We start from the raw sequence: 17,616 nt of genomic DNA on the forward strand, positions 1-17,616 counted from the left end.
TTTTATCTATTAATAACCACTATTATATACAAAAGCTGTAACAAATTCTAAAAGTGGATTTACAGCTATAAAAGCAAAGATTGTTCCCATAACTGCGATACCAATGATAGTTTTGAGTGCTTTTGTTGAGTTGGCAATATAGATGTGCCCACCATTTTCCATAACTGGCTCTTTCATAAACATATAAATAATAAGTTTTAAATAATAATACCCAGCAATTGCAGAGTTAAGTGCCATGATAAGTGCAAGAATAGTATAACCACTTGTTACAGCCGAACTAATCATATACATTTTACCCCAGAAAAGTGCAAATGGAGGAAGTCCAGCTAAGCTTAACATAAACAGTGCCATAATCATTGCTGCAATAGGAGCAGTTTTAATCATACCCGCAAATTTATTATATGAGTGATCTGAGTCTTGATGATCTGGAAGTTTTTTCTGTCTTGAAATCCAAAGCATTGAGAATGATCCAAGATTTGTAAAACTAAATAGAATCCAGTACAAAAAGAGTGCTGAATTTGCTTGTGTAGTCCCTATTAAAACAGCAGCCATTACAAAACCAGCATGTGATATAGAAGAGTATGCGAGCATACGTTTTACATCTGTTTGCACTAATGCCCACAGATTTGAGATAGTCATAGTTACAACAACGAAAATGTAAAGAACAATTTCTAACCAAACGATGTGACTATGTACCAAGAATTCAAAAAGTCTCATAGTTACAACAAATGCTGCAATCTTTGGAACAATTGACATATATCCAGCCATAGCAGCTGAACTTCCCTCATACACATCTGGTGCCCAAGTGTGAAATGGCACAAGTGAGAGTTTGAAACCAAAAGAAGCCAACATAAATGTTACTGCAATAAGTATATACCCAATATCTGCATAGTTATTGTTTGCTAGTACTAAAGCAATTTTATTGATCTCGATTGAACCTGTAAGTGCATAAAATATCATTGCACCAAAACTAAAGAAACCTGCTGCTAATGCACCCATTGTAAAGTACTTAACTGCTGCTTCAAAAGATTTGTCACGGTTGTGCATAGCGATCATTGTATAAAGTGCTAAAGATGCTGTTTCTAGTCCCACAAAAATCATAATAAGATTATCAGACGATACCATAAACTGGAATCCACCAATCATAAATAAAAACAGTGCAAAGAACTCAGGATATGAGAACTCATGGAAACGTTTATGTGTAAGTGCTAATGGTATAAACAACATAGATGCTAAAACAATAATAAACTGAGAAAGTATTGCTAAACCATCTATAAGCATCACATCAAATACACCTAAAGTAATACCGCTTTGTGTAAAGATTTCACTAGAATCTACTAAAGCGATAAAATCCATGCCTAAAAAAAGTAATGATAAAACTACATATAAACTTTTGTGAAGACCACCTTTAAAAAGATCAACAACTAAGATAAGTAGTGCACCCACGATTGGCATTAACATTGGTGCAAGAGTAAGTAAGTTTAACGACTCTAAAGAGATATTAATTGGTGATAACATTAGTGTGCCTCCTCAGTAGAAGTTTCATCTTCATCGATTACTATTTCTTTTGTCTTAACAAGATTTGGTATTCTCTCTTTTGCTAAGTCACTTTGTGATTTGTTATGCATCAACTGAACAATTGCTTTTACAGAGTTATCAATTGGTCCTAGAACTGGTTTTGGATATACACCTAACCAAATTGTAATCACTGCTAATGGCAATAATGCAATAAGCTCACGTTTACTAACATCTGGAAGATTTTTATTCTCCTCTTTGATCTCATTTCCAAAGAACATTTTTTTATACGCTGAGAGCATATATATAGCACCAACGATGATAGCTGTACCAGCCAGTAAAGTTAACATATGTGATTGGTTATAAAATCCAAGTAGACTTAAGAACTCACCAACGAAGTTAATAGTAAGTGGCATACCAACTGAAGCCATTAACATAATTCCAAAGATAGTTGCATATCTTGGCATTACATTTGCTAAACCACCAAACTCACTCATTAGCTTCGTATGACGTCTATCATAGATAACACCAACCAGTAAGAATAATGCACCTGACACAACACCATGAGCAATCATTAGAAAAATCGAACCAGAGATACCTTCAACATTCAATGCAAATGTTCCAAGGATGATAACACCCATGTGTGAAATAGACGAGTAAGCAACAACTTGCTTCACATCTTCTTGTGCATACGCTACCATCGCAGTATAGATAATCATAATGATGGCAATAATCGCGATCGGTACCATAAAAAATGCAGATGCATCTGGAAACAATGGTAATGAAAAACGGATAAACGCATATGTACCCATTTTAAGTAAAATCGCTGCAAGTATTACAGAACCGATCGTTGGTGCCTGACCATGCGCATATGGTAACCATGTATGGAATGGAAACATTGGAACTTTGATCGCAAAACCGATAAAGAATGCTACAAATAACCATAATTGGAAACTCTCTGGTAATATAAGTCTATACCATTCAAGAATTGAAAAACTCCATGTACCTGTAGCTTGGTAGTAGAAAAATGCCATAAAAAGCATACCAACTAACATTACAAGTGAACCTGCAAATGTATATAAGAAGAACTTAATCGATGCATATATACGAAGTGGTCCACCCCATGCACCAATGATATAAACCATTGGTACTAAAGAAAGTTCCCAGAACACATAAAACACAATAGCATCTAATGCAGCAAACACACCAACCATTGTCATTTGTAAAAATAGTAGTGTAATAATCATATTCTTTTCATTTGGAGTATCAGTAAGAGACGCTATACCAATCATTGTAAAGAATGATGCTAAAATGATAATAAACAGTGAAATCCCATCTACACCTAAAATATAGTTAATTCCATATGAAGGTACAAGTGGTAAATTCTCCATAAATTGCATACCAGAAACATTTCCATCAAATGCGAACCAAAGCCATAATGAAAGTGTAAACTCAACAACAGCTACACTCACACCATAAGCACGGATACTATCTTTTTGGATAATAAATCCTAAAATCCCTGCTAATGCTGGAAAGAAAATTAAAATTGATAAAATATGATCCATCATTTTACATAACTCCTAAACTTGATAAGATCGGTTTGATCACATCAAAATATCTAACTGTTAATCCAAAAACTACAGCTACTGATAGTAGTCCTATAGTACCAGCTACCATCCATTTTAGCATTGTAGAAAGATTTCCACTTTGCATACCTCTAGTATTCTCACCTGTACTGTAAAGAATTCCTGCAATCCCATCAACTGTTGCATCAACAATTTTAAGATCAATTTTTTTCCAGAAAATTTCTGAAATCTCTTTGTATGGCTGTACTAAATATTTTTCATACGCATACGGGATATAATACTGGTTAAATAAAACTTTGTAACAAAATCTGTTTTCCATTTTACTCGTACCATCTGGAACACCACCTTTCCATGCTGCATATTTTTTATATGCATACAACACTGAAAGAATTACAAAAAGTTGTGTACCAATTGTCATACCCCAGTAAACTCCAGGATGGTGAATATGATACTCTATCGCTGGTAATAGGTTTGTAATCATTTCAAAATATGAAATTTTAAATGAACCAGCAATAATTGCTAATAATAATAATGGACTCATCGCAACAAGCATAAATTTATACGCTTCATGTGGATGGATACCAAAAAGTTTGTAACGCTCTTCACCGTGGAAGATCAGTGCAACAAGTCTAAATGAATAAAATGCTGTTAAACCTGCAGTAACTAACAACACAGTGTAAATAATATAGTGATGTTCAACAAATGCCGCTTCAATGATAAGATCTTTTGAGAAGAATCCAGCAAGTGGGAAGATACCAGCAAGTGCAACTGAAGCTAACGTCATCATAATAAACGTACCTTTCATAACCTTACGAAGTCCACCCATTTTAAATGGATCAAGTTCATCATGCATTGCGTGCATAACATTACCAGCTCCAAGGAATAATAACGCTTTAAAGAATGCGTGAGCCATAAGGTGGAAAAGCGCTACCCAGTATGCACCAAGCCCTGCTGCAGCGAACATATACCCTAACTGTGAAAGAGTTGAATATGCAATGATTCTTTTCATATCACGATTCACTAACGCCATAGATGCAGCAAACATTGCAACAAATGCACCAAGAGATGCAATAAATAAACCTACATTTGGAATAAGATGATACAGTTCATGTGAACGGATAACTAAATATACCCCAGCTGTAACCATTGTTGCCGCGTGGATAAGTGCAGAAACAGGAGTTGGACCCTCCATTGCATCTGCAAGCCAAGTATGTAATGGAAACTGTGCAGATTTACCCATAGCACCGATAAATAGAAAGATTCCAATCCAAACAAGTGTAGTAGTATCTAAATGTGCCATTACAGCAAACGCTTCGTGGTACTGAAGTGAACCAGTATTCCAGTATATTAAAAAAAGTCCAATTAACATACCAAGGTCAGCGATACGGTTCATAATAAACGCTTCATTTGCTGCCCAAGTTGCACTCTCTTTGTGAAACCAAAAACCAATAAGTCCCCATGAACAAAGACCAACACCTTCCCATCCAATGAAAAGCCCTGCAAAGTTATCACTCATAACAAGTACCATCATTGAAAATACGAAAGCTGAAAGCCAAGCAAAGAATCTATTGAAACCTTTATCATGATCCATATACCCAATAGAGTAGATATGTACAATTGTAGATACTAATGTAACAACCATCATCATAGTTACAGATACTTCATCAACTATAAAACCAAATGGGATATATAAATTCCCTGTAGCCATCCACGTCATAAGTTCAACATGAATTGCTTCACCACCACCAAGTATATGTACTAATAAAATAGAACTACTTACAAATGATGTAAAAATAAGTAAACTTCCTACAATACCAGTAAAAGTTTTTTTCTTTGTTGCTGTAAAAAGCGCAGAAAATAAAGAACTTACTAGTGGTGCAAAAAGTGCAATATATAAATATTTTTCCATATTTTATCCTCTCATACTTGCCATAGTGTCAAGATCAATAGTGTGATGACGTTTATGCCATACAATTAAAAGACCAAGTCCAACTGCAACTTCACTCGCTGCAATAGCAATAACAAAAAATGCAAACATTTGACCTGTTAAATCACCATAATAGTGTGAAATAGCGGCAAAAGCTATATTTACAGCATTTAATAAAATCTCTGTTGAGAAAAACAATAAAAGTAAGTTCTTTCTTCTCATAACACCTGCTAAACCAATAGCAAATAAAATTGTAGATAGAACAAGATAGTGATTTAAACCTATTTCCATCATGAAAGCACCTTTTTATTTTTTTCTTCAAGCTCTAAAATCTCATCAGCACTCATAAGAGTAAGTGAAAGATCCATTTTCTTACCAGCTAAGATAATACCAGCTATCATTGCTACTAGTAACATTACAGCTGCTACTTCAAATGGAATAAGGTACTTCGTAAAAAGTACCACACCCACTTGTTGCGTATTTCCAACATCTTGAAGTTGTGGAGTAAAAGCCATCATATTATCAGATACAATTGGAGCTGCAAACATTGCTACAACTAAAATAGCTGCTAAAGTTGCCATTGTAACTACAATGTATTTATTCCCTTGATGCTCTTTAACCTCACGGGTCGTATCAAAAAACATCATACCAAATGCATATAGAGCCATTACAGCACCTGTATAGACGATAATTTGTATCGCACCTAAGAAATCAGCACCAAGGATAAAGAAAAATGCCGATATAAAAATCATTCCCGCCGCTAATGCACTTAATGCATATAACGCATGTGATGTCGTTACTGTAATAAAGAACATCGCAATCGTTAAAAATGCAAATAAGTAAAACGCTACCGCTTCAAACATAATCTAAACTCCTTAATACGCTAGAGGTGTCTTTTTGACACGCTCATCTTCATGTGGTGTAATAGACCCAAAGCCTTCAAACTCTTTTTGAGCATTTGCTTTCATAGTGTCTAATGGTGTTAACATATCATTATAAAGAATGAAATGCTCTCTTTGATCACTTGCATTTTCATACTCACCACCATGAGTAATAGCAAGTTCAGGACATACTTCTGCACAGTATCCACAGAAAATACATCTACCAAGATTGATTGAGTATTCGCTCACCTCTTTTCTTTGGTTTTCATCGTATTTTGTCTCCATACGGATACAGTTTGAGATACAAATCTTCTCACAAAGACCACACCCAATACATCTCTCAGTATCACTCTCCCAAAGACGTTTCATCTCATGAACAGCACGGTATCTAGGTCCAATTGGCATCTTCTCTTCTGGATACTGTACTGTGTGAATATCAAACTTGATCATCTCACGAAGTACTACCCAAAGTCCAACAAAAAGTTCCCCTTTAAAAGTTCTTTTTGCAACTCTTGCAAATTTTCCCCATGGTGTAGTGGGATAATCTTCAACATCTACTAAAAAATAGCCATTTTCAGCTACATTTCTATCGTTAAATGGTTCTAAACTCATCCATATCCCTCCTAAAACATCATCACAAAACCAGTGATTACAACATTAACCACTGCGATTGGCATAAGCACTTTCCAACATAACCACATCAATTGATCTGGTCTCACATCTGGCCATGCAGCTCTTGTCCACAAGAAAAAGAAGAAGAAAAATGCAACTTTTGCAAGTAATCCAAGTGCTCCTAAGAAACTTCCATCTCCATATCCACCTAAGAAGATAAGTGGAATAACAAATGAGATAAAGAACATATTTGCATATTCACCGATAAAGAACAGACCCCATCTCATACCAGAGTACTCTGTACCAAAACCATCAATGATTTCGTGGTCATTCGCGATTAAGTGAAACGGTGTACGACCAGTTTCAGCAAATGCTGCGATCCAAAAGAGTACAAATGCAACAGGCTGAGACCATACAATCCAACTTGTAATTCCACCAGCTTGATATTCATTAAAGTCAATAAGTGAAAGTGAACCAACCATCATAATTGGAGCAAGGAGTGATAAACCTGTCACAACCTCATATGAGATAAACACAGCAGCTGTACGCGCAGCAGAGATAAGTGAAAACTTATTAGCTGAAGACATACCACCAAGAAGTGGTCCATATAAACCAACAGCCATTACACCTAAAATATAAAGAATTGCGATATTAATATCTGCTACAATTGGATGTACTTCATAACCAGCTATACTAAAAGATGGTAAAAATGGAATAGCAGCAGAAGCCATAAAAGCAGTTGCTGCTGTAATTACAGGAGCAATTTTAAAAATCTTTGCTACAACACCAGTTGGGATAATATCCTCTTTTGTAAAAAGTTTGATACCATCAGCACCCACTTGCAATAAACCAAATGGACCAACATTTACAGGTCCTAAACGACGTTGCATAAATGCTAGTACTTTTCTTTCAAAGTATGTACCAATACCAGCTAATGCTGAAAATACTAGTAAAATTACAACAATTTTAATTATCGTTTCTATTAAATATGCGATATCCATACACTACACCTTTTCTATCGAAGCTGAACTAAAACGGTATCCGTCAAATAAAGCCTCTGAATTTAAATTTGAATCAAAAGTTGGAAGAACAATGATTGAACCAGCTATTTTATTATCACTTACTACTGATGCTGTAAGTTCCCCTTTTGCTGTTTTCACACATACTGTATCACCCTCATTAAAATCTGAGTTAGATAAGAACTCTTCTGACATATACACGCCACTCACTTCATTAAGCTCTGTAGCTTTGTTTGTGAAACTATTAAATTGTCTTACAGGGTTAGCAAGATAGATTATACTGCCTTCTAACTTATCTTCGCTGAATTTATTAACAGTTTCATCGCCACTTGTTTTTACTGCTACATTTTCTAACACATAACCTCTTACCTCAACACCATCATTGTCATAGTGATTTGGTAGATTATCAAACATCTCAGCTTTAAAACCTTTTGAAGTTGGAAGTTTTGCAGTATAGTCAATTACATTCTGAGCAGTAATTTCAAGAGCATTTGCGATATCATTTAACTCATACCCATTATATGCGACTGCTGCATTTGTAGGATTTACACGTTTATTAATTGATGTAAGTGTACCCTCTTGTTGATTGATTGCTGGCATATCAAGGTCACCATCACCTAAAGCACTAAGAGTGAAATCTGCTTTGGCGTTGTAACCGATTGTATATGTACCAGCTATATCATCAAGTTCACAAATAAGGCTTACACCTAATGTATTTGTAAGTGATGGAATCATTGTTACTGTAAACTCTGAATATTTCTCTACAAGTGCTACTAATCTTGCTAAATTTTTAGAGTTTGGATGGCTGTAAAGATCAGGTCCAACCACAAGTGCAAATGTTTCTGCTTTTTTAAGATTTTTTTCTAAATCTTCCATAAACTTATCACCAGCTCCGATAAGCTCTAAAAGTTTGTTCTCATCAATGACAACTTCTTTAGAAACTGTTTTAGAAACCATAGTTGATTTTTCTACCTCAACCTCTTCCTCTTCCCCAGTCTCTTCATTGAGTTTCATCTCTTTAACAACTTCTACCACTTTCTCTTTTACAGTCTCTTCAACTGTGATAGTCTTTTCAGAGTGGAAAGATGCCAAATATTCAGCTAAATCACTTGGCATAGTTTCTTTGTTTCCAAATAGATCAAGAACGAGATAAAGTGCTATCTCCTCTTGAAGTGGAGCATGTTCTACACTCATAATAGATTTGCCAAGACCTTCAATAATAGGGTCTTTTACAGGGTGGAAATAAAGTCCAGCACCTTTGTTTACAGTCATAGAGTTGTTCAGTGCGTATCTTGCATTTGGATTGTCAGATTTAAGTGCTGATCCAACTGAAACAATGAAATTAGAATCCATCGTAACTTTTAAATCACCTCCATAAAGTGATTTTCCACTTACTTCAGAGTAATCTTTTAAGAAAGTTTGGAATGCTTTTGCTTCATCATTTACAAGTTTATAACCAAATTTTTCTTTCATAGCTTGTAAGAGATATGCCTCTTCATTTGTAATCGTTGAAGTAAACTTGATCGTATCTGCTTTTTTGAATGCTTCAATCGCATTAGCAAATGCAACTTCATCCTTTGTCGCATCACTGTTTTGGTAATCAAACCCATAACGTCCAGCTCCACATAGAGATACATAGTTATACTCATTTGTTACACGATAGATTTTTTGTGTATCATCGTGTAAATCTGTATGTTTTACATCATAAAAGATTTGGCATCCTGCACTACAATGTCCACAAGTAGCAGGTACTTGTTTTAACTCCCATGCATTTGATTTATACATAAAATGTGTATCAACTAAAGCACCAACTGGACATACAGATGCACATTCTCCACATGATGTACAATCAAGCTCATCTGTACCGTTTGTTAAACCAATAACAGATTTATTTAACTTGTTCCACATTGCATATGAATCTTTTGGCATACTCTCTTTAAATTCTGCATCAATTGCATCAGCACCACGTGCAATAGTTTTTAAAGAGTTATCTCCAATCATATCTTTACAAACAGTTGCACATCTCTCACAAACTATACATAAACCTGGATCGTAGTGTAAGTGTCCCCAATCATGAGCACTTCTATCTACATCTTTAATTGAATAACTTTGAGAATCTACACCCATTTCAAGTGTATAGTTTTGTAACTCACACTCACCTGATTGATCACAAACACCACACTGTAATGGATGATTTACATCATAAACTTCCATAATTGCACGACGCTCTTTTTCGATGTTCTCAGTCTTAGTTACGATATTCATCCCATCTTTAGCTTTGGCATTACAAGCATATACCTGTTTACCATCAGCTTCAACAAGACAAATACGACAAGCTAATGTTGGCGAACATCGTGTCAAATAACATATAGCTGGTATAAAAATATCATTCGCACGAGCAGCGTTTAATATATATTCGCCCTCTTGCGTCTGTACTTCACGGCCATCAATATTTATACTGATCTTACTCATTGTACCACTCTTTCTATCTTGGATTTTGCAAATCTATATGCACTCGCACTCTGCGTTATATCAAACACAGGATTAAGTGCAATAGTCCCTTTTAACTCACTATCAAGTTGAAAAGTTCTTTTTAATGTTGTACTACCAAAAGTGATTGTTACTTCATCACCATCAGATATTTTAGCAGCTGTAGCAAACTGTGCTGAACCTCTGAGTGTAGTATCTTTTGGTAGTTGTTTTGTTTTATTTGTGTAATTATTGAACTGTAAAACTGGATTTGCGTTGTATATAACTGTACCGTTATACTCTGGTAACTCTTCTACCTCTTCAAGTGTGCCATTTGCATCTACTTCTACTTCATCGAGTAGATATCCTCTGACATCTTCGCCTAAGCCAGTTAAGAAATTTTCTAAATCATCAAAATCAATCGCTTTAAATCCAGCTATATTAGCTAGTTCTTTTGTATAATCAATCGTATTTTTAGCCTCTAAACCTAAACAAGAAGCTATATCATTTAATGTATACCCATCGAAAGCAACTGCAACATTAAGAGGTAACACTCTGTTATCTATGCTTACAACAGTTCCCTCTTGTTGATTCAGTGCTGGTACTGCTAAATCTGCATTACCTAAAGAGGAGATAACAAACTCTCCACTAGCGTTATAACCAACTGTATTTACAGTTAGTTCATCAACATCTAAATCACAAATCATACTTACACCAGCTGTATTTACATCTGATGGGACTACAACTAATGAATATTCTGAATACTTTTCAATTGTAGCTGCTAGTTTAGCAATATTTTCACTACGCTCATGCGCTAAAAGATCGCTACCTATTACAAGCACTTTATTATTAGCACGTTTAAACTGCTTAGTCATAAATGCCAACTCATCATCACCAATATTGCTCTCAGCAGATAAATTACCTAAATCCAAGTTATCTAAAAATGCTTTTGTATCTTCATCGATATCAACACTCGCTAAAAGCTCATTTGCAATAAGTGCTAATACACCCTCTTCAGTTCCAACTTCATACTTCATAAACTGTGTTACTGTATTTTGTAGCAGTGCATCTTCAATTGGGTGTGCATATACAATTTTTGCACCGTTATGGCGAGATGCAGTTGTAAGGGCATATCTTACACCAGGATTATCAGTTGCAATTCTTGAACCTACAACTATAACAGCCTCCGCTTGTTTGATTGCATCGAGTGAACCGCTATGGTGTAGTTTTCCACTTACAGAGCTGTATGCTTTCATAAAGTTACTATACATTCTTGCATCTTCGTTAAAAAGTTTAAGACCAAGTATCTCTTTTAGTTTTTGTAAGATATACGCTTCTTCGTTTGTAATCATCGAATTAAAACGGATAGCTTGTGCATTTTTTAGTGCTTCAACTGCTTTTTCAAATGCAACTGCATCACTTTTTTGTCTGTTTGCAAAGTCAAACCCAAAACGTCCAGCACCGCAAAGTGATGTAAACTCAAAGTTATTTTTCACTCTGTAAATCTCTTTATCCCCATTAAGACCACTGTGACGTACTTCATACTCTAAAGGACATCCAGCCGAACAATGTGCACATGTTGATGGGACACGTTTTAACTCCCATGCGTTTGCTGAGTATTTAAAGTCACTACTTACAAGAGCACCAACTGGACAAACTGCTATACATTCACCACAGAACGTACAATCAAGTTTCTCAGAATTTTTAGGGATGATAGTTGAACTATATCCACCAAAATATACATCGATTGCATCATCACCAATTGCTTCATTACAAACATGTGTACATTTCTCACACATGATACAAAGCGCTGGATCGTAAGAGATGAGTCCCCAGTCTTTTACAGTTTTATGTTGGTCACGTGCAGAGAAGTTTTGTTGTGAAACACCAAACTCTAAGGTCATATTTTGTAGATCACACTCACCAGATTTATCACATACACCACACTCTAATGGGTGATTTACATTATAAAATTTCATGATGTTTGTACGCTCTTGTTCGAGAGCTTCTGAGTTTGTTCTAACGATAATACCTTCAGTTGGAGGTGTATTACATGATAATATAAATCCATCAACACCTTCAACTTCCACTGAACATATACGACACGATGCACAAGGACTTGTTTTTGTAATGTAACACATAGTTGGAATATATATCCCCACTTTACGTGCAGCTTGTAAAATAGTCTCACCCTTATTGGCACTTACTGCTTGACCATCAATTTTAAAGTTAATTGTCTTACTCATAATGCCCCCTACGCCTGTACCATAGCGATGTAATAACAACGCATACAACGTTCAGCTTCGCTAAGTGCTTGTTCTTGTGTAAACCCAAGATTTACCTCTTTGTTGTTGTTTTTTCTTACATCAACATCTAAAACTTCAGCTACTTCACGAGGTAATCCTGGGAGCCAACCAGTGATTTTTTCATTTTTATCGTACACTTTTAACTTCATAAGATGATCTTCCATGATCTCCTCATCGCTTAAAGTGATCTCACCACTTTGTACATATCTTGCCATTACAGAAGCTGCACGTTTTGCTTGACCTACTGCATTTACAATTGTCATTGGACCATATTCACAATCTCCTGAAGCAAAGATACCTTTGCGAGATGTCATATAATCTTTACCATTTGTTTTTATAGTAGCCCATGAAGTCATCTCGATATCCCACTCCTCTGGAAGCAACCCTAAATCAGCTGATTGAGAAACTGCAGGAATTAAGTAATCCGCTTCAATCGTGTACGATGCACCCTCAACTTTTTCTAAATTCGGACGACCACCATCTGGATCTGGTACGAGTTCATACTTGTCAATTAAAAGCTCTGTTAAAACATCATTTTCATCTGTCGTGATCTTATTGACCGCTGAGTGGAAGAAAAACTCTACTCCCTCTTCAACTGCTTCATGATACTCTTCATAGGTAGTGTTACGGATGATAGTTTTCTCATCACGACGATAGATCATAATTACACGAGCAGCTCCAGCACGGATAGAACAACGTACAACGTCCATAGATGTAAAACCACCACCAACACATACAACTGTTTTACCGGTTAAATCCACGTGATCCGTTGGAAGCATCTGCTTCTCTTGAACATGTTTTGGAGTTTTAATATCAAACTTCTCATAAAGGTTAACCCAGTCAAGAAAATCAATTGCCCCCCAGTACCCTTTAATCTCTTCACGCTCGTTGTCACAACGAACTTTTTTTGAAATTCTCGTACCAGTTGCAACCATTACTGCATCGTAATCTTGCTCAAACTTACGCATATCATCAGCTGTGATTTTACTGTTAGTAATGAAGTTTACACCCATATCGCGGACACATTCGATGTCTTGCGCGTATTTATCCCAAGGCATACGGTACTCTGGAACTCCAACTGTCACCTCACCACCAAGAACTGGAAGCTCTTCATAACAATCAACTTCGATCCCTTCAGCAGCTGTATAATAAGCAGTTGTAAGTCCAGCAGGACCAGCACCTATTACGGCAATTTTTTTACCAATTGAGGACTTTTTCTCCATTGGATGGAAAAAGTCGTACCCATGATCAGTTTCATAATCAGCACCAAGACGTTTAAGTGCCATAATAGAGATAGACTCATCAAGATTTGTTCTACGACAAGCATCTTCACACGGGTGTGGACAGACACGACCACAAGTGTGAGCTAATGGCATAGTTTGACGAGTAGCTTCTAGAGAATCATCAAAACGTAAATCTCTTACACCTTCGATATATCCAGGGATATCAACATGAGCTGGACATGCATCACTACAAGGTGCAGTGATTTTAGCAATGTAACTAGCATCTCCATCATAATGTTTTGATGGCATTTTTTTGTTAATACACTCTAAAAATGTATCTTCAAAGTGAGTCATCAAATCTAAAATAGGATTTGGAACAGTTTTACCAATCTCACATTTAGAAGTAATCTGCATACTTTTTGAGATCTCTTTTAAGTGGTTAAAATCAGCAATTTCACCTTCACCACGAGCAATTTTATTGAGCTGATCGTATAAAATACGTCCACCCCAACGCCCCGGTGCACAACGACCACATGCTTCAGAGTATTCCTGATACTGTGCAGCATATTCCATTGCAAGGCGGATAACATCTACATCTTCATCAAAAAGTGTAACACCATCCCACCCAATAAACGCACGTGACGATCTATGATCATCGTATTGTGCTGGTAAGTTATATGCTGATTCTTCCCACTTATCCTGTGGTTTACCGACATTATTAATCAGCTCCCCATTCCAAGTAGAAAAATATACTTTGCTCAAATCAAATTCCTAATCTTTTTTAACAACGATAGTCCAGTCAACTTCGTTAAACTTTAATGAGTTATATAACTCCCAACCACACTCTTTTACTAAATCTGCACTTCTTTGCACTGGAGTAAAGTCACCAATTTCAAAAAGAAAAATCAATGTCTCACTTGCTTTATGAGTCTCACCTAAAATCTCTTTCATACGAGGTTCAAAGTCGTTTTTTAAATGTCTTAAATCATATCTTTTCATTATCTATCAACCTCTCCAAATACAATGTTTGTCGTACCAATAATAGAAACAACATCCGGAATATAATGCCCTGGTAAAAGATCAGTTAAAATTCCTGTATGCCAGAACGAAGGCGCACGAAGTTTTAGTCTGTATGGGTATGGTCCACCTTGAGAGTTAATGTAAAAACCAAGTTCCCCTTTTGGAGATTCTGTTGGAACATATACCTCACCAACTGGTGGTCTCATCCCTTGTGTTACAAGTACAAAGTGTTGCATTAAAGAGTAGTTCTGCGTCATGATATCTAGCTTTGGAGCTGAGATATATTTAGGTGCATGGACCATTAACTCCGTTTGTCCCTCTTTTACACATCTCTCATACATCTCAATTGTTTGGTAAAGAATTTTTGCAGTTTGTCTCATCTCTTCCATATAGATGCGGTAACGTGCGAAGTTATCCCCTTTATCAGAGAATGGTACATCAAACTCTACTTCATCATAAAGCTCATAAGGTTCCTCTTTACGGATATCCCATGCTACACCCGAAGCACGAAGCATTGGACCTGTACATCCCCATGAAAGTGCCATATCTGTTGGAATTGTTCCAACATCTTCCATTCTCATTCTCCAGATACGGTTAGAATCTAGTAGGTCTTCGTAATCTTTGATGTTTTGTGGAAGTTTGTCCAAGAAAGTTCTTAGTTGCGCTAGAAAATTATCTTGAATATCCAAAGGAACACCACCAATGCGAATAGCAGCATGAGTTAAACGAGCACCACAGTACCCCTCCATAATATCCATTAAATATTCACGCTCACGGAATGCAAATAAGAAAATAGTCATCGCACCGATATCAAGCGCAGTTGTTGCTAACCAGAAAAGGTGAGACATCATACGATTGATCTCTAAGATCATCATACGGATAACTTTTGCACGACGTGGAACTTCAAGTCCAACTAATTTTTCAACTGCAAGTGCAAAACCGTAGTTATTTGCAGATGAAGCGATATAATCCATACGGTCAGTAGTAGGCATAAACTCGTTATAGATCATATTTTCAGCCATCTTCTCCATACCACGGTGAAGGTATCCAACATCTGGATGTGCTTTTACGATCTGCTCTTGTTGTAAGTGAAGCATTAAACGTAACTGTCCGTGAGCAGATGGGTGCTGTGGACCGAAGTTTAAGATAAGCTCATTATCGTCTCTGTCAAATGTAATATTTTCAAAAAACGGTGTTAATCTGTTTTTTACTTGTGCCATATTTCTACCACCCTATCTTTGCGGATCATCAATAACTTTTGATGACTCTTTTGTATATTTTTTGATGAGGAATACTCCACCCTCTTCTTGGTAATCTTGGTGAGTTCGCTCCATATTGTCAGTGATTTCAGTTCCTTTAGGTACTTCAAAACCAAGACGTGCAAAACGCTGTGAATCGTATCTGTCAACACGCGCCGTATCACGAAGTTCAGGCCCGATAATATCACGAGCTTCTTTTCCGTAGATTTTATCAACTTCATACCAAGCAGCAAATTCATCACCTTGAAGTGGATATGTTTTGCGAAGTGGATGTCCCTGCCAATCATAAGGCATAAGGATACGTTTCATAAATGGGTGTCCGTTTGCCTCAATTCCAAACATATCAAACATCTCACGCTCAGACCAGTCCGCACTTCTAAAAAGTTTTTCAACAGAATCAACTGCTTGACCCTCTTTGATAAAGTATTTGATACGGATACGTTTACGTTTTGTCATAGAAAGCATCTGATAGAAAATCTCAAAAGTTCCATCTTTTGCTAACCAATCGATCGCACTAAGTTCAGAAAGCTGAGTATATTCAAGCTCATTTTTCATAAGTTCAAGTACGCCATAAATATCGTTTGCATTGATATATACAACCATCTGTTCAACTTGAATGTAAACATCACTTACTTCAAACTTTGCTTTTATAGCAGCTAAATCTGTTGCAAATGTAGCATCTTCTTCAACCGCAGTTTTAGGAACTTGTGGAGCTACATAAAATCTATCTGTATAGTACGCTTTTTTCTGTACATCATCTTTTGGTGTATACGCTCTCATTACATTAACCTTTTAGCTTTTTGTGCACGACCAGCTTTTTGTGCACGAATTTTTTGCTGTAATAACATAACACCATACTGAAGTGTCTCTGGACGTGGTGCACAACCTGGTAGATATAGATCAACAGGGATGATTCTATCTGCACCTTGAACAGTTGCATACGTATTGAACATTCCACCAGTGTTTGCACAAGAACCCATGCTTATTACCCAACGTGGCTCAGTCATTTGATCATAAAGACGTTTAATGAATTCAGCGTGTTTTTTTGTAAGCGTACCAGCTACAATCATAACATCAGCTTGACGAGGAGATGCTCTAAAGATCGTCCCATAACGGTCAAAGTCATAACGTGAAGCCCCTGATGCCATCATCTCAATACCACAACAAGCAAGACCATATGTAAGTGCCCAAAGTGAGTTTGAGCGTCCCCAATTTACAACTTTATCGATCGATGTAAGTGCAACTGGCAATCCACCATCTTGTGTATAATTTACTTTATGTTGTGCCATTCTAGCGCTCCTTTTTTCCATGCATATACAAATCCTATTGCGAGTAAGAGGATGAACATAATCATCTCAGCAAATCCAAACCATCCAAGTACTTTAAAATCTACTGCCCAAGGAAACATAAATACTATTTCCACATCAAACAGTAAAAATAAAAGTGCAAATAGATAAAACTGAGGGGAAACTCTATTTGGTTGTTTCGTTATCTCAGGTCCACACTCATATACTGAGAGTTTAATTTTTTCAGTGTCTTTTGCTGCTAGTGCGCGTGATGCAAGTCTTGCAATTACAGTTGTTGCGTAAAAAGCACCAAATGTTATAACAAAAAGTACAAATACCCCAAAGTAAGGATTTGCAGTACTAATATGCTCCATATAACCTACCTTTTTTCATAAGAGTCCACTCTGATGTGTAACCCTATTTTTATATTGTTTTCTAATATCTAATAACACTTCAAATTATAAAACTAAAGTGTTCTGTAAATATTAGAAAAAACAGTTACTGCACTATATC

General features: G+C 36.3%; 15 protein-coding genes. All 15 read right to left on the bottom strand.

Going from position 1 to position 17,616, the window contains the following annotated elements:
• Window positions 1–9: 9 nt before the first annotated feature.
• The 15 genes from nuoN to ACQY56_RS03445 are packed head-to-tail and all read right to left on the bottom strand — an operon-like array spanning window position 10 to window position 17,477.
• On the bottom strand, window positions 10–1,518 hold the full coding sequence (gene nuoN / locus ACQY56_RS03375) for an NADH-quinone oxidoreductase subunit NuoN (RefSeq protein WP_428738143.1): 1,509 nt from the start codon (window positions 1,516–1,518) through the stop codon (window positions 10–12).
• Complete coding sequence (locus ACQY56_RS03380) at window positions 1,518–3,083, bottom strand: NADH-quinone oxidoreductase subunit M (RefSeq protein WP_428738144.1); 1,566 nt, start codon at window positions 3,081–3,083, stop codon at window positions 1,518–1,520. Before ACQY56_RS03380 ends, nuoN begins: the two co-directional genes overlap by 1 nt.
• 1 nt (window position 3,084) lies before the next feature.
• Entirely contained in the window at window positions 3,085–5,010 is a 1,926-nt protein-coding gene (nuoL, locus tag ACQY56_RS03385; RefSeq protein WP_428738145.1) for an NADH-quinone oxidoreductase subunit L, read from the bottom strand.
• Between the two features lie 3 nt (window positions 5,011–5,013).
• Window positions 5,014–5,322, bottom strand: coding sequence for an NADH-quinone oxidoreductase subunit NuoK (nuoK, locus tag ACQY56_RS03390; protein WP_428738146.1), 309 nt, complete (start codon window positions 5,320–5,322; stop codon window positions 5,014–5,016).
• Entirely contained in the window at window positions 5,319–5,891 is a 573-nt protein-coding gene (locus ACQY56_RS03395; RefSeq protein ID WP_428738147.1) for an NADH-quinone oxidoreductase subunit J, read from the bottom strand. The genes nuoK and ACQY56_RS03395 overlap by 4 nt, the downstream gene beginning before the upstream one ends.
• A 12-nt stretch (window positions 5,892–5,903) precedes the next feature.
• Window positions 5,904–6,521 carry an NADH-quinone oxidoreductase subunit NuoI gene (gene nuoI, locus ACQY56_RS03400; RefSeq protein ID WP_428738148.1) on the bottom strand — a complete coding sequence of 206 codons (618 nt, stop codon included), beginning with the start codon at window positions 6,519–6,521 and terminating at the stop codon, window positions 5,904–5,906.
• A gap of 11 nt (window positions 6,522–6,532) precedes the next feature.
• Window positions 6,533–7,522, bottom strand: a complete 990-nt coding sequence (nuoH, locus tag ACQY56_RS03405) for an NADH-quinone oxidoreductase subunit NuoH (protein WP_428738149.1) — start codon at window positions 7,520–7,522, stop codon at window positions 6,533–6,535.
• Between the two features lie 3 nt (window positions 7,523–7,525).
• The gene (locus ACQY56_RS03410; protein ID WP_428738150.1) at window positions 7,526–10,012 is read right to left on the bottom strand and encodes an NADH-quinone oxidoreductase subunit G; all 2,487 of its coding nucleotides are present in this window, start codon (window positions 10,010–10,012) and stop codon (window positions 7,526–7,528) included.
• On the bottom strand, window positions 10,009–12,255 hold the full coding sequence (locus ACQY56_RS03415) for an NADH-quinone oxidoreductase subunit G (RefSeq protein ID WP_428738151.1): 2,247 nt from the start codon (window positions 12,253–12,255) through the stop codon (window positions 10,009–10,011). Before ACQY56_RS03415 ends, ACQY56_RS03410 begins: the two co-directional genes overlap by 4 nt.
• An 8-nt stretch (window positions 12,256–12,263) precedes the next feature.
• Complete coding sequence (locus tag ACQY56_RS03420; protein ID WP_428738152.1) at window positions 12,264–14,300, bottom strand: FAD-dependent oxidoreductase; 2,037 nt, start codon at window positions 14,298–14,300, stop codon at window positions 12,264–12,266.
• A 9-nt stretch (window positions 14,301–14,309) separates the two neighbouring features.
• A complete protein-coding gene (locus tag ACQY56_RS03425) occupies window positions 14,310–14,537 on the bottom strand; it encodes an NADH-ubiquinone oxidoreductase subunit E family protein (protein ID WP_428738153.1) in 228 nt (75 codons plus the stop codon).
• Window positions 14,537–15,778 carry an NADH dehydrogenase (quinone) subunit D gene (gene nuoD / locus ACQY56_RS03430; RefSeq protein ID WP_428738154.1) on the bottom strand — a complete coding sequence of 414 codons (1,242 nt, stop codon included), beginning with the start codon at window positions 15,776–15,778 and terminating at the stop codon, window positions 14,537–14,539. The genes ACQY56_RS03425 and nuoD overlap by 1 nt, the downstream gene beginning before the upstream one ends.
• Window positions 15,779–15,790: 12 nt before the next feature.
• Window positions 15,791–16,597 (bottom strand): NADH-quinone oxidoreductase subunit C, encoded by an 807-nt coding sequence (locus ACQY56_RS03435; protein ID WP_428738155.1) that lies wholly within the window; start codon window positions 16,595–16,597, stop codon window positions 15,791–15,793.
• Complete coding sequence (locus tag ACQY56_RS03440) at window positions 16,597–17,106, bottom strand: NuoB/complex I 20 kDa subunit family protein (RefSeq protein ID WP_428738156.1); 510 nt, start codon at window positions 17,104–17,106, stop codon at window positions 16,597–16,599. The genes ACQY56_RS03435 and ACQY56_RS03440 overlap by 1 nt, the downstream gene beginning before the upstream one ends.
• Window positions 17,088–17,477 (bottom strand): NAD(P)H-quinone oxidoreductase subunit 3, encoded by a 390-nt coding sequence (locus tag ACQY56_RS03445; protein ID WP_428738157.1) that lies wholly within the window; start codon window positions 17,475–17,477, stop codon window positions 17,088–17,090. Before ACQY56_RS03445 ends, ACQY56_RS03440 begins: the two co-directional genes overlap by 19 nt.
• Between the last annotated feature and the right edge of the window lie 139 nt (window positions 17,478–17,616).

The sequence above is a fragment of the Sulfurimonas sp. genome (assembly GCF_050296975.1).
Taxonomy (GTDB): domain Bacteria; phylum Campylobacterota; class Campylobacteria; order Campylobacterales; family Sulfurimonadaceae; genus Sulfurimonas.